Annotated in this window: 14 protein-coding genes and 1 pseudogene; 3 read left to right on the top strand and 12 right to left on the bottom strand. The window is 50.6% G+C overall.

Annotated features, from left to right (window positions below):
* A partial coding sequence (locus AACY02_RS20910) for a transposase (protein WP_147471910.1) occupies positions 1-139 on the bottom strand: 139 nt, incomplete at its 3' end.
* Positions 140-237: 98 nt separating this feature from the next.
* Here AACY02_RS20910 and AACY02_RS20905 point away from each other — a divergent pair.
* The 3 genes and pseudogenes from AACY02_RS20905 to AACY02_RS20895 all read left to right on the top strand — a co-directional run bounded on the left by AACY02_RS20905 (position 238) and on the right by AACY02_RS20895 (position 3,598).
* Positions 238-878: pseudogene (locus AACY02_RS20905) on the top strand (BRCT domain-containing protein).
* Between the two features lie 501 nt (positions 879-1,379).
* Entirely contained in the window at positions 1,380-2,642 is a 1,263-nt protein-coding gene (locus AACY02_RS20900) for an HAD hydrolase-like protein (protein WP_323154306.1), read from the top strand.
* 5 nt (positions 2,643-2,647) lie between these two features.
* Entirely contained in the window at positions 2,648-3,598 is a 951-nt protein-coding gene (locus AACY02_RS20895) for a DNA-processing protein DprA (protein ID WP_339433586.1), read from the top strand.
* 138 nt (positions 3,599-3,736) lie between these two features.
* On the opposite strand, the gene AACY02_RS20890 is transcribed toward AACY02_RS20895, so the two are convergent.
* The 11 genes from AACY02_RS20890 to AACY02_RS20840 form a co-directional block, all read right to left on the bottom strand.
* Complete coding sequence (locus AACY02_RS20890) at positions 3,737-5,791, bottom strand: hypothetical protein (RefSeq protein WP_339433585.1); 2,055 nt, start codon at positions 5,789-5,791, stop codon at positions 3,737-3,739.
* The gene (locus AACY02_RS20885; RefSeq protein WP_073471546.1) at positions 5,788-6,258 is read right to left on the bottom strand and encodes a hypothetical protein; all 471 of its coding nucleotides are present in this window, start codon (positions 6,256-6,258) and stop codon (positions 5,788-5,790) included. Before AACY02_RS20885 ends, AACY02_RS20890 begins: the two co-directional genes overlap by 4 nt.
* Positions 6,255-7,166 (bottom strand): hypothetical protein, encoded by a 912-nt coding sequence (locus tag AACY02_RS20880; RefSeq protein WP_339433584.1) that lies wholly within the window; start codon positions 7,164-7,166, stop codon positions 6,255-6,257. Before AACY02_RS20880 ends, AACY02_RS20885 begins: the two co-directional genes overlap by 4 nt.
* Before the next feature lie 338 nt (positions 7,167-7,504).
* On the bottom strand, positions 7,505-7,780 hold the full coding sequence (locus AACY02_RS20875; RefSeq protein ID WP_339433583.1) for a hypothetical protein: 276 nt from the start codon (positions 7,778-7,780) through the stop codon (positions 7,505-7,507).
* Positions 7,777-8,757, bottom strand: a complete 981-nt coding sequence (locus tag AACY02_RS20870) for an integrase domain-containing protein (protein ID WP_339433582.1) — start codon at positions 8,755-8,757, stop codon at positions 7,777-7,779. The genes AACY02_RS20875 and AACY02_RS20870 overlap by 4 nt, the downstream gene beginning before the upstream one ends.
* A gap of 903 nt (positions 8,758-9,660) precedes the next feature.
* Complete coding sequence (locus tag AACY02_RS20865) at positions 9,661-10,989, bottom strand: tyrosine-type recombinase/integrase (protein WP_102059947.1); 1,329 nt, start codon at positions 10,987-10,989, stop codon at positions 9,661-9,663.
* Positions 10,990-11,320: 331 nt separating this feature from the next.
* Complete coding sequence (locus AACY02_RS20860; protein WP_339433581.1) at positions 11,321-11,737, bottom strand: transposase; 417 nt, start codon at positions 11,735-11,737, stop codon at positions 11,321-11,323.
* Between the two features lie 67 nt (positions 11,738-11,804).
* Complete coding sequence (locus AACY02_RS20855; protein WP_339433580.1) at positions 11,805-12,953, bottom strand: site-specific integrase; 1,149 nt, start codon at positions 12,951-12,953, stop codon at positions 11,805-11,807.
* Complete coding sequence (locus AACY02_RS20850) at positions 12,950-13,153, bottom strand: hypothetical protein (RefSeq protein ID WP_093106995.1); 204 nt, start codon at positions 13,151-13,153, stop codon at positions 12,950-12,952. The genes AACY02_RS20855 and AACY02_RS20850 overlap by 4 nt, the downstream gene beginning before the upstream one ends.
* 378 nt (positions 13,154-13,531) lie before the next feature.
* Positions 13,532-13,795, bottom strand: a complete 264-nt coding sequence (locus AACY02_RS20845; RefSeq protein WP_339433579.1) for a hypothetical protein — start codon at positions 13,793-13,795, stop codon at positions 13,532-13,534.
* A gap of 95 nt (positions 13,796-13,890) precedes the next feature.
* Complete coding sequence (locus AACY02_RS20840) at positions 13,891-14,181, bottom strand: hypothetical protein (protein WP_339433578.1); 291 nt, start codon at positions 14,179-14,181, stop codon at positions 13,891-13,893.
* Between the last annotated feature and the right edge of the window lies 1 nt (position 14,182).

The following is a 14,182-nucleotide window of genomic DNA, read 5'->3' as shown; positions in this document are numbered from 1 at the left end:
AACTGAGCTGCTTGCGCCAGTTGGACAAAGACATTTCGCTGACCCCTTCGCGCCGGGAAACCTCGGCCATCGACAGGTTCAGCGGGGGAAGCAGCATCTTAAGTAATGCGGCTCTGCGTTCAGGTGAGTAGTACGGCACGACCAGTCTCTTTCCGCCCCCGATATGCTTTTTTTGGAAAAACCGGAGAGGCGACAACTATCCTGACACCGGGGGCCCACCTCAAAGGAAAACCCGTAATGGATCTACATAACGAGTTCGAGAGCAGCAAATTTTTCCATCGCGCCCGTATCGATCGACGTGCCGCCGATGCCTTGGTCGGGTTGGCCGCTGGGATTGCGGCCGACGGTGTTGTGAACATCACAGAAGCGGTTTTTCTAAAGCAATGGTTGGAAAACAATCTCGCGCATCTGAATGATCCGGTGATCAATCTGCTGTATTCGCGTTTGGCGTGCATGCTTCAGGACGATGCTCTAGACAAGGATGAGTCCCTGGAGCTGCTTAACATACTGCGTGGTTTTTCTGGAGTGGACATTGAGGGAGCGAAGGTCGGCGGTGCTGTTGCCGTTGCTCCTACGGACCTTCCTTTCGATTCACCGCCCCCTGATTTGGTGTGGAATGGCCGGATGTTTGTATTTACGGGTGTCATGCCTTTGGGCCGCGTAAAGATTGTCAGGCGCTGGTCGAAGAACGAGGTGGTTTGATTGGGGGCGGTGTGAGTAAGAAGGTGCATTACCTGGTGGTCGGTAGCGTGGGTAATGAGCAGTGGCGCCACAGCACTTATGGAACGAAGATCATGAAGGCAGTGGAGTTGCGGGAGGCAGGAGCTTCGATTTCCATTGTGGGTGAGGATCATTGGCAAAAGATGCTGTTTGGTTGAGGTTGCTTCGTTTTCTGGTGCCTTGGAAAGTCAGCCCTTTGTCTTGGTTATCAGATCGTCGTTGGGTTTGACGGACTCATCGCGAGCAGGCTCGCTCTCACGAATTCCAGTGTGTGGACAAAAAGTGGACGTACCAGAAACAACAAAGCCCTCGTATTTCTACGAGGGCTTTGTTTTGTATGGTGCCGGCACCAGACGAACGGTAGCGGTTAGCGGGGCTAGGTTTTCTGCGGGTCTGGAGTTCGGTGGAAAATTTGGCGTACCCCAACTAGTAACTATAAATAAATCAGCTGGTTATGGCTTTTGGTGGAATCGAATCAGGATTTTTTTAGCTTTCTTCACGACGTGACATTCTTAGCAAGCGCTACACCATCCAGCTTAACAAGTTATCCATAGTGAAGGCTTGAGCGGTTAGGTACGTGAAATAAGACTAGTGTCATATTGACATTAATGGCGGCTACCCATCAGTCTTGCCCTTTGACTCGATAAAGGGATTTTGAGATGTTTGAGTTGGTTATATTTGATCTGGACAATACGTTGGCACTGACTGACGACTTGGAGGGCTTTCGCGGTGCCTCCAATTTGGGAAATAAAGATCAGGAGTATAAGTCTCGCTTAATCGCTGAAATTAACAAGAAAAACAGGCGGCTACTATCTTCAGATTTTTTTGAAGAACTTAAAGGAGCTATTCCAAATTTGAAGTTGGCGGTTTTCACCAAGTCGCCTCGATGCTACGCCTGTACAGTATTGAGTGAGGTATATTCGGATGTTGACTGGGAATCAATCGTTGCATTCGAGGATGTTAAGAATACCAAGCCAGCCCCTGACGGTATCATTTTGGCGGCGAAAGCTTGTGAGGTAACGAATCGCGAAGCGATTGTTATAGTGGGTGATGACCTCGGAGACGTGGAGGCAGCTTACCATGCAGGAGTCCGGGTAGTGTTAGCAGAGCTCCATGGCGCTTCTCCGCATTATGAGGCGAGAAAGCGAATCCCTGATGCGTCGGTTGTCAAACAGAAGACTTTGGTTGAAGCGATTTTGGACATAGGTCAAAAGTTACCTATTCTGGAGCGCTTGGTCGAAGGAGTTCAAGCGCATAACGGGTTCTTTGGAAGAGTTTGCCGAGCGGGTCACTTTCCTCCACGCGCTGTGGAAGAAACAAAGCGGCCACTTCAAGTTATCTCGTTGGGTCGACTATTCACAGAACATAAGTCTATAAAACCTCGGCGGGAATGGCATAAGCTGACCAATGAGATTGTAAGATTTAAGAATACTGATAATTTTCCCATTGAGTGGGCTAAATGTGTTCGTGATACGGTCAATGAGCAAATAAAAACTCATAGGGAGAAGGGAGGCATAAAGAGCCTGTTTAAAAAATATAAAATAGTAATCACCACGGCACCCTCTAAGAAAAATCGGCCTCCGCGGATGGAGAACTTTTTAGAGCAAATAGAATCCATACTTGAGGAGTCTCCGCTGTCGAACAGTACGGTGGAGGTAATTGATGATATGTTTGAATTTTCTCCTGAGGCAAAGTCTCATCATGGAGAGCATTTGACCATGGTTCAAAGATACGAAAATGTGCGTGATTGCCTGTCGATTGCTGACGATGCAGAGATTGAAAATAAATTGGTTTTTCTGATCGATGATGTGGTAACAACTGGCGCTACTCTTTACTATATGGACAAATACAGCAGGGCGAACGGCGCTGAAGAGGTCTTTTGCATCAGCTTGGCACACACAATTTCAGGGGCCAGGGACTGAAAATGATGAGCGATGACGCTTACAATGCTTTGATCTTGAGTGGATTAAAAGGTGTTGGCCCAAGCACTATTGAAAAAGTGCTGGCGCTTTCATCGTACCCATTGAAGACGGTCGTTGAGCTATGTGAGTATGCCTCTGATCTGCGTAAAAAATCGTTCACCAGCGAGCAGTTTGATGAGGCTCGTAGATATGCAGACTTTCAAATAGATATGGCCTCCAAGAATGATACTAAAATAATTAGCCTATTGGATTCTGAATTTCCTAGAGCACTAGCGATTTCTGGTGTTCGTGTTGCGATTTTATATGTCAAGGGGAACGTAGAGCTTTTAAACAGTCCTTCGGTCGCTGTAATAGGTACAAGGCAGCCTACGCTTCATGGGGAGGAGATAACAAAGCGCATGACTCACTGGATGGTTCAGCAAGGCTGGGCGATTGTAAGTGGGCTGGCGTTAGGTTGCGATAGTATTGCTCATAAGCAGGCGATAAAATCATTTGGAAAAACAGTCGCTGTAATGGCCCATGGATTGCACACAGTTTCACCGTCGCAAAATAAAGATTTAGCGTCGTCGATTCTATCTAGTGGTGGGGCGTTAGTGTCAGAGTTTGCGTTTGATGTTAAACCAATACCTACGAATTTTGTGATACGGGATAAAACTCAGTCCGCACTCTCCCAAGGCGTAATGATGATCCAGTCAGACCTAGTTGGCGGAAGCCTGCATGCATCCCGAGCAGCAATCAAGGATCGACGGCCACTTATAGTGCCTTATCCTACGGATCAAGACATCAGAAACTCGGAAAGCAAAATTTCCGCAAACCTCTTGCTGGCTTCAGAAGATGTAATAGGTAAGTGCAATCTACTAAAGTGCGACCCAACCGCGTTAGAAAAACTCCATATCGTTAGACGGAGGGAAGATTACGATATGATGTTGGAGGTTCTGTCACGTAGTCTTCGCTAGTAACGGGAAGCAGCGACTGATGTCCCAAGTCATCATTGCCGAATTGGAAGTAAACCCCGCCGCATTGTCTGAGGAGGGGTAGCGCCATGCTTGTGCATCACAAGCATGATGTCTGTTTTTTACAGGTGCCTGTTATAATTACAAACCAATTCGAGATATTACTGGGCTTTCAAAGCGAACAACATTAACTTCTAAGCCGTCAATCATCTTTAGCAGGTCATCATACTTTTCACTCGTCGCGATGATAACCTGCTTATCCAACTCAAATGTTCGAGCCGCCTTTTCAATGAAAGTCTTAAAATTAACTTCTTTAGTTTCTTGCTGGCGTGGTTCGTCGAGCATCAAGAGCCCAAGGTGATTTGTGGATAACCCATTCAAGCGAGAGTCCAGAACTAACAAAGTATACATATACGCCCATATAACTCGAATATTATCACTTGCGGACGCCTCAGAACCTAAATCCACCTCATCGATAGCAGGTTTGTACGTGCGCTTAGATATTTCAAAATCTTCAATAGGTGTACTTTTGTAATCAAAATCTTTAAGATTTTCTTTGAAAAAATTAAGAAGCTCATTGAGCTTTATATTGTCATTTCGACTAAACCCATCCCAAGGTAGCTTTTTCAATGCTCCCGTGATTGTCGACCAATCCAACATTACAGAAACTAGTTTCTGCTTGATCTCGGTTTCCAAGGCTGCCGCCTTTTCTACACTAGAAATTCTTTCCTCTAGCAAAATCTCTTTTCTAAGCTGAACACGAGAGGGCGCCCCCTTGACATCCGTCAAACTTTCTTTAACAGATCTTATCTCCGCACGAGTTGCATTGATTTTATGCTGGGCCTGAGAAATTAGTGACTTTTTTGTTAGTAGCTTTTTAGACTCACCTTCTTTCATCGAGTCAAAAACAATTTTTTGCTTTTCCAGGTACTTTATATTGTCATCTACCCCGAGTGCAGATTGGTTATGCATATGAGGTAGCAAAGAGTCTTCAACCGGCTGATTGCATGTTGGGCAAATACCCTCTAAAAAATTAAACTTCTCTTCTGAGCCATAATCTTGAAGTTTTTTAACATCGTTATATTTACGCAAACTCTCTCTAACAGAGGCAGTTCTTTTATCAATAGATTTTATGTACTCATCGCTGACATCCAGATCTGAGATAAGAATAGAAAACGCAGCCTCCTCCGCAGTAAGCTTTTCTGTCAGCAACGTTAGCTCAAGCTCAAGTCCAGGAATTTTTTGACTATCAATTTCAATAGCTTTTGACTCAGACCTAATTTTTTCTAAATCCGTTTTCAGATTTTTAACATATTGACCGAGGCTAACCTCTTTGGAATCGGTGTCAAGAAAATAAATATCAGATGCGCTGTTTATTGCCGCCTGCTTACTTATATCATCCGAAATATTACCTGATAAAAACGCTTGAACTTGCTTCGCCAACGAAACAAGCCTTTCAACATTAACAGTCCAAACAGACTCTAAATCGGACTGCCTGACCAAAAGCTGTTGCCGCTTCTTGCTATTCTCTTGAATATCAAGATCTAAGTTGTACTCAATGATTTTGCTGGAAAGTTCTTTAATCTGCAAATAAGTCGGGAGCACATTCAAAATTCCGCCCCACCCGCGCGTTTGCTCTACATAGTTTACGGCGAAAATTGATTCAAGGTATAAGTTTGAAAAAGAACCGTCATACTTAATTACCTGCGGTTCGTCTACCCCTAAGAATTTCTCTAGAAACTGATGAAATCCTCTGTCTCTCACAGCCGCCCCAGGATCTCGTACAAAATAATCTGTCAAAGCGCTACTAGGAAGGTTCTCAACATCGCCGGGCGCACCTTGAGAAACAGAAATTAACCTGTTTTTACTTTCTATGCTACTTCTAACTAATGTAACCACAGCACCAGACGAGTTTTCAATTTCGAGGAAAATCTTTGTTTCCGAAATCAAAGCATAGCTACCATCTGCCTTTTTCAATCTGGTCGTTAAAGCAGACTTTAACGGAGTCTTTCTAGAAGGCCCTAGAGTCCCCTCCAGCCCCAAAGCATAAATAATACTTTGTATACACGTTGACTTGCCGAAAGTATTCTCAGCCTGAATAATATTCAGCCCTTTAAAGAATGGTATGTCTACACCGTATCGACCTTCGTTCGTTTGCGAAACTATCCTTAGTCTTCTCAGCTTCAACTTGCTCACAAACGCACCCCCGCGATAAGACGATCAATAACTTCATCTGTAAAAAAAGACTTTTTGAACTTCAGAATAAATCCTTTCTCGTTAATAAAAACTTCTTTATCGAATTCAATTTTTTTTGCAAATTCCAACCCTTTCTTGGTGAGTTTAATGCTTTTAGACGAGTCCAGTTCGAAAACTTTTTCCCCTATCCCTAGGTCGATAGCTCTATCCACCAGCGGGTCGAATCTCACATTAAAGTTATCAAGTAAATCTTTAGTGGGCGAAAAATATTGTTGCCTTTTGTCTGAGGAAGAAATCAAGGAACATAAGACTTGGATCTTTTTGGCATTGGCTTTGTTCCCAGAACTAAGCAATGACAAAATTAACGCAATCAAAGATATTCGCCAAACAGGCCGTAGCTCTGGCTCTACAGGGGTTCCTGTTTGGCGAAAGACCGCTTTCTTAGGTACAATATCTAATATGTTCATTGTTCGAAGTCCAAATTGCATCGCATTATCCAATCCGCGACCGTACCAGCTGCAATACATTCCAAATTATCTTCATGCAGTTTGCTCTTTTTCTCGAGGTTCCCTTTCAAAACCTCGACTTGCTGCGCTGGACTTTTTTGTACGGATTCGAAATACTCAATATACAACTGTTCTTCTCGAGCAATTACTCCTCCCATAATTTGAGAGTGATATTCAGGGTAGTCCTGCTTCAAGTCTGTTAGCATATTCTGAGAGTGAATTGCTTGTTTTAGCATGATTTCTCTCGTTTTTTCAATATGAGCCTGTGGAGCTTTTTTTAGCTTTAGAAGCTTGGTATCGATATTCCTTACAAACTCTGACTTGTCTGTTTGAAATTCAGACATATCAATGTCCGTGATGGACTTTCTTTCTAGCCTCAAAACCCGCACGCCCTGCTCTAAAAGTTCGGATTCTTCGAGTTTAAAAGTTCCTCTGTCCCACACTAAAATTCGAAAGTCAGAATTATCAACATAAGGTAGCTTTGCTTCTACAACCTCTACAGTTTTCACGGCTGCATGCGCCACCAAATACTTAGAGTTAAGGTTGGGAACTACAAGAATCCACCTCCTTATTAGTGTAGAGCTAAAGAATTTTGCGAGATTGCCGTCTTTATTTTCGATGAACTTATTAATATCAGTCGTCATCTTATCGCGTTGCTTCTCATACAGCTCTGCAGTACTACATAGCTCCTCAGGGCAAAAGGATTGGTAGGCATTTCCACAGAACGAATACCCTTCAATACCCGCGTCACCGTTATGCCTGTCAGGAATTGGGACGTAATTTTCTTGTCCATGCTTGATCCGCAGAAGGTCGTTAACATGGCCCTCCCACTCCTTGCGTTCCCAAACCTTATTAGGACTTAGTTCCATAGCCAATCCATGTTTTGAAATTAATAAAACTTCGGCATCATTCTAGACTGCAATGCTTTCCGGGCAGCACTTTTGCTTTTTCTAGATTCGAAGACAGAGGGGCGCGATAGCTACGATCGGCTTTACAACATGAGTTAGGCAAAATTCCCTTTGTCGTCATACACCTATATCCTTAAGGCGACTGTGATTTGCTGGCCATGAGCCATGCTACTCTGAATTACCACTGATTTCCTAGACGCGTCTACGGTCTGGCTTATGTCAATTTCAGTGCTGGATGACGGAGACAGGTCAAAAGTCCCTGGACCGACCGGCGGAGCTTGGCCGTTTTCTCCCCCCACTTAACGGTTGAAGACCCATGATTTTTCTAATCGATGAGTGAGCAGTTGCACCGTCAGCAAGTAGTAATAGCGTGTCGACTCACTACGCCGGTTCAGGTGGTGATTGAGAAACCAATCAAGGTGTTTTCTCTGCCAAGCCCGAGGGTTGTCCCGTCGCCAGCGCCCCGCAATTGCTGATTGGATCGCCTTCGCCTGACGCAGATGGCGTTGGCGCGTGGTATATGACCCTTTCAAAACACCAGCCAGGAACAACTCCATATCGAATGGCTTGCTCATGGTCGTCCCCCGATGTACGCCGCGACCACGTCGATACGGCCGTGCCCCAGCTCGTAGCTAACTTGCCTTCGGGCTTCTTGATCGAGCCGCCGGTCTATCCGGTTGCACCTGCCGCCGTTGATCGGCGCAGGATGATGGGTAATCTGCTGATAGCGTTCGCACGCATAGGCTGCCCGCAATTCATGGAAGCCTTTTAGTCGGTGCGTATGGAGGATGTCCCGTGCGGGACGGACGACTCCCTCCAAGAAGTCGAGGTAGCTTTCGTTTGGTGCAAGCAGGTTGCGGCTGCCGGTTGGCGAGAACTGTTCGGCAAACCTAAGAGCGTCACGAATACGATCATCCATGGTAATCCAGCGAGGTGCCGAGGCACCTGAGCGGCCGCCTTTGGTGCCGTCCTGGATGTTGATCTTGCCGTAGTGTTCGGCCTCACGCTTTAGACGCGGAAGGTCGGCCAAAATCGCCTCGCGTAAGCGCATACCGGTGGCTCGCGCCAACTGCGCGATAGCCGCGGCGCGCGACTGTTGATGTCCGCAGAGCACGTCTACGACCCGCTTCACGTATTCGCGGTCTTGGCCTTGCGGCACCGAGCGACGAACACTGGAGCGCCGCATTCCCAACGCCTTGCTCGGACTCACGACCTTCACATACTGATCACCGCGAAGCGCGGCCAGGGTCCGATTCACACTGGACAACCGGTTTTGCGCAGTCGCGATGGCCAGCTCACCTCGTTCAACTTGTTGGCGCAGATGTCCGGCGTAGTCCAGCAAGGTCTGCCAATTAATCTGCCGCGCATCGTTAAATCCTGGTCCATCCTCCGACCGACACCAACGCACAAACGCCTGCCAGCGATCACTGTGCGCTTTAACGGTCCCATAGTGCCCGCCGCCAAACAGATCTTTTAGCGCTTGCGGCCCGGCATAGCTCAGTTGCCGACCATAGCCATGGTTGCGCCCGTCACGTTTACCTACTAGTGCCATGATCGAACTCCGCTCAAAGCCAAAACTTTTAAAACCTTCCCCACGTCATCCCGCCACGAATGTTGAGTGTTATCAGGGATCAAGGCCCCTGCGACCTGTGAGGGTTGTCCACTAACGCGGGACTGACGGCTCCTTACGACCGGGAGCTTGGGCGTCTCATGATCTGGCCTCCTGAACACCGATAGCGGTGGGCGGGTGGAGACTGCACTGGCTGACGAGACCAGCGCCGCGAGATCCTGAGTCGGGTGAAGGCAGTGAAGCGATGACCGGGGCATGCCTGACTGTCAGTCAGGTGCAATCCATTCCTGGGCTACGGCACCATCATCGGTATCGCTGTTGCTGGTGACTTCGGTGTTTGTCACGCCGATTGTCACGAGGGGGAATGCCGCAAGGCCTTGTACGAGTTGGGCTGCAGCAGTGGTAGGAGCGCCCGTCTCTTTCCGGGAGAAAGAGACGGGCGCAGGTTGGCGCAATGAAATGGCCAAGCGGATAGGTTGCTGCAGGGCAGCTAGGAAAGGGAATGAGTTGCCGCAGTGGGCACGCTGGTAAAAGTAGGCATCCATCACATCGCTGTGACCGTGCGAGCCGCCGGACGCTAATCGCACTTTGGGAGAACCACCACGGTGTGGCGTAGCCTTAAAGGTTCTGGCTACCTGGGTTGCTGTCAAAGACAGCGCTTTGCCCGATCTTTTCTACGCTTGTGGATAATTTGGGTCAAGGCTCGAATTTTCGGGAATTCTGCGGCTGTGGATGAAATTATCCACCGGTGGAAATCTATGGTTTTCCACAGACAATTTGCGTGGACTTTAGATTTTTTAAATGAGGTCCATCCAAACAGGGCGGCTTTGCAGCCCCGCTTGGATGGACCCGCGTGGAAGGGCGGACAACGGTGATCTCACAGGTTTACCCACGTTTGGATGCGCCACGGCTATTTTGTAGGGCTGTGATGTTGTCGCCGACTGGGTGAGCGAATTCGTGGGGTGTCACATGCCCATGGCGGTTGGCGTCGATGTAGTTACTCCACCACGCCATGATCAGCCTGCGCTGTTCGAGGAATTCGGCCTTGTGGATATACGCGGCACGCACACGGTTGCGTTCCTTGTGGCTCATTTGTCTTTCGATGGCTGCGTCGGTCCATAACCCGGACTCCAGCAGAGCGCTACAGGCCATGGTCCTGAAGCCGTGGCCGCACACGTCCTTGCTGGTGTCATAGCCGACGTTGCGGAGCATGGTGTTCACCGTATTCTCGGACATGGGCTTCCAGTACTTGTGGTCGCCCGGTAGCACTAACTCTGAAAAGCGACTGAGGCTGCGCAGGCGCTCCAGTATTTCGATGACCTGCGGCGAGAGCGGAACCATTTGAATGTCGCCATTCATTTTGGTCCCACGCGTGGAGTTGCGTACCCCTTCAATCGGTGCGCGGGTATCGGGGATTTCCCACATGGCGCGTTGGAAGTCGAACTCACTCCATCGAGCGAAACGCAGTTCGCTGGAGCGGACAAATACATGCAACGTCAACAGGACGGCGAGGCGCGTCAACTCGCGGCCGTTGTAGTTGTCGATCCGGTGCAGCAGTTCGGGTAGGCGGTTGAGGGAGAGGGCCGGGCGATGGATTGTGCGCGGCGCGTGAATCGAGCCTGCCAGATCCAGTGCAGGATTCATGGTGATCTGCCGAGCCCTTTTGGCCCCGCGCATGATGGTGGATAAGTAGTTCTGTACCCTTAACGCCACATCCATGGTGCCGCGTTCCTTGATGCGCTGGGTGATCTCTAGCAGGTCATGGGTGTCGAGTTCAGCGATGGGTCGTTGGCCGATCAGCGGGAAGACGTGGGTACGCAGTCGGCTCATCACGGTTTTTGCGTGGCCTTCGGTCCAGCGACGGGACATGTCGGCGTGCCACTCCAGAGCAACGGTTTCGAAAAGCAGTGCCGCCCGTTGGGCTACGATCTTGGCCTTCTTCTTTTCTTCCATTGGGTCGAGGTTGTCGAGCAGCAACGCCTTGGCTTCGTCTCGCTTACGTCGTGCGACGGAAAGGGTAACGATGGGGTAATTGCCGATGATGAGCGTGCCTTCCTTGCCGCTGGGCTTGGTGTACTTCAAGCGCCAGGTCTTCACGCCATTGGGTTTGACGAAAAGGTACATGCCGCCGCCGTCGAACAGTTTGTAGGCGCGTTCGCGGGTTTTGGCCGTGCGGCATTGCAGGTCGCTGAGGGGGATCGCTAGACGTGGCATAGGGGTACGCGCTCCTGACCGGGAAATCGCAGTACCCCTAACATACCCTCGGGGAAGGGGGATTTTGTTGGATCCCGACAGAGGGTCCTGGAACGAAAAAACCCGCCAAAGGGCGGGTTTTCGGGGCTTCCAGAGCATTCGATGGAATGCAATGGAGCCTAATGTGGTGCCGGCACCAGGAGTCGAACCCGGGACCTACTGATTACAAGGAAGGTGCTTCAAATAGTAAAATCAATGACTTACGTGATTCCTTGTTACGTGCGGACAAACGAAAGCCCGCGTTCTCTGCGGGCTTCATTTCGCTTGTTACGTGCTGGGATCCGATCGTAGGTCAGGCGGCAAGTACTCGTCGCAGCATTGCTTCTGTCTCAACGTCATTTTTGCAGTGGTAGATCTGCTGAGCCATCAGTCGCATCGATTTACCAGGAAGAACCTCAGCTTCACCACCAGCGAGGTCTACGTTTGCAAGCTCCTCTGCCGTGGGCAGACCGTCGGGGAACTGGACTATTACCCAGACATCAACAGCGCGGAACACTGCTCCGCTTCTCGTTTCTACTCTGTCCATTAATTCAGTGATTTTCGCCGCCCCGGCGCCGTACATTAGTGCGGCATTCAACGTAGGGCTCAGACGAACGCCAATCAGTGGAGGTGCGTTGTGAAAGGTAATGTCGCAATAACCTTCCCGCATTGATAAATCCACGAGTTGCCGCATCGTGTGCTGCAGCGGCGATATATTCTCATCTGTCATTTCAATCTCCCTGATGGTTTGCGTCCTGCACAGGCTAGCAGACATGAGTGCGGCAACGTTGTGTTGCTCATTCACCCGATGGGGATACGATTGGCAGACTGTGGTCATACACGTCCATCATCTTCGGGTCGCGGTGGCCGCTGGCTTCTTGCTTATCCGCCCGGGTGCCGACCGTGTCGGTAATGCCTCGTCGTTTAAGATCGTGAAGGGCGAACCGCTGCTCGGGCGTGATGATTTCGTCGGCGAGAGCTAGGGTGATGAAACGCTGCCAGGCTGTATCCAGGCTGGACTTGCGAAGTGGCCCGCCATGGCTGGCGACGATGATGTTTCGTCGTGACGGCGCGATCGGTATCGCGGTTTTGCGCTTCGCCCAAACCTTGGCTCGGTAGGCCTTGGCGTGGTCCCAAGCTTTTCGCAGGCGTGGTGTCCAACGAACAATGTTGTCCCGGCTTCCCTTTCGACGGTTGGTGAGAATCCCGCTCTCCAGCTCGTTTGCGTCGGTCAGGGTAACGACTTCGATTCCGCGTAACCTGCAGAGATACGCCAGCTCCATGACGTAGCCGAGGTATTCGGGGCAGCCGCCTTTCTCGCCCCGTATCAGCAGTCCCCGCGCAATTGCCCGATCGATAAGTGTGTCCATGACTTCATGGTTCGGCAGGCGGCGTTGCTTACGCTCGACGGGGGCCTCGATGCCAAGCGCGGGGTTCACCTCCAAGTGACCGCGGTTGCGGCCCCACTGCAACACTCGACGCAAGTAGCGAAGGGCGTGTGCGGCCTTGGAGGGAGTGCCTTCGTCTGCCAATCGATCAACGATTCGCTGCACCAGGGCCGAGGTGAATTTCTTCACCGCCAGATCACCCAGTGGCTTGCCCAGCTTGGTGGGTAAGGTCAGTAGGACGTCACGGGAGTAGCAGTAGTCGCTATGGGTTTTTGAGCTGAGCTTCTTGTAGCGATCACTGTCATGGAATTGCTCGCACACATAGCGGAGCGTCCCCCGATCGACGTTAGACGCTTCATCCATGATCTGGTGCAGCTCAGCCAGCGAAACGTCCGCCGGCGCAATGTTGCGCCGGCGCTGCTTGCCTGCCTCGTCACGGTGGAGTGTGTACCAAACTCCCTCATTTCTCTGGTCAAAGTAAACGGCCGCTGGGAGAGCGGCCTGGTCAATGTGAGCGGGGATGTGCGGATTATGCGCCCGCTTCCGTGCTTTCCTCATAGGATGTCGGCTTCGTATCGCTCTGCTGCTGCGGGCTTCATACCTGCTGCTTGGTTGATGAGGTCCAGCGTTGTCCAAGGACCGGTGCGGCCACGGAACAAGCGAACGCCCTGGTCAATCAGCGTTCTCTCGACGTCGGAGCGGCGCTGGTAGCCCGTGATGCGCTGCAGGTCTTCAAATATCAAGACGTTGCTCGACATGGTATTCCTCTGCGGTATTGCGCCCCAGGCAGTGTAGTACTTGCACTGGGGCATTGTTGTTAGAACGTCCTGGACGGCTTACTGGCTGACCGGTGGATTAGCGTGTATAGCGTTTTTCGCGGGCTGCTCGAGCAGCAAGTTTCTCTGCCATCAGCGAAGCCCATTCATCCGCTTTCCGTTGCTGACGTAGCTTGCTGCAGACCTTGTGCCGGCGTGTCGAACGTGCGAATCCACAGATATCGCAGACGCTGGGCAGATCAAGCCGCTGGCTAGCCATTGCAGGCCGGATTCTTTCTGTTGCCGGCGTGGTCGACCCGCCTTTGTTCGCATCAGCAGTGCAAGCTCTGGCACGCTCCGGCGCTTGTTGTGCAATCGGGTTCATACGGAAGTTCCAAACAGAGTGGGCTTGGCCAACAGCTGGGCCACCACAGCAGCCTCGGTTGCAGTGAGGTCACCGAGTAGGTGGGCCATGGTGGCCAGTGACTCGAGGCGGATCCGAGCATCGGGCGTCTTGCGCACTTGGTAATCAAAAAGCGCGGTACCGACGATGCGGATGGCCATCAAGTGTCGAGCCTCCTGCACGCCGCCGGCCGGTGATGTGATAGCCTTCGGGGCGCTGCTGCTTTGGTGCTGTGCTTGCATGGTGTTGCCCTCAGTGGTGGTTGGTGCCGAGGGGTTGCCTCCCCTCGACGCCTTTCTTTACCGGCGATCGCCGGCGTTGGATCTGGTGGCTAGGCTCAAGCCTTTCGCACCAGGTGAATGACCAAATCCTCAAATTCCCCGACGTCGTCCCAAGACCGCCAATCCATAACGGCCTGAATCTGCGCAGTTGTGCAGTCCAGGACGAGAATCTCCCGATGGCCACGGCTGGCCCGGACCTCCAAAGCATCGACCAACCCGCATAGGGCATAGGCCTCGGCGTAAACCGTCCGGCTTTCATTTCCAAACTGAGCCATTACCGCATTCAGCCGGCGTATCTCAGCGATTGCGATGTCTCGATCCTGATCGTTGATCAGCTGAATCTGCATG

It is taken from the genome of Pseudomonas sp. EA_65y_Pfl2_P78, assembly GCF_963970495.1.
GTDB lineage: Bacteria > Pseudomonadota > Gammaproteobacteria > Pseudomonadales > Pseudomonadaceae > Aquipseudomonas > Aquipseudomonas baetica_A.
This window is presented reverse-complemented; position numbering and strand designations above follow the sequence as displayed.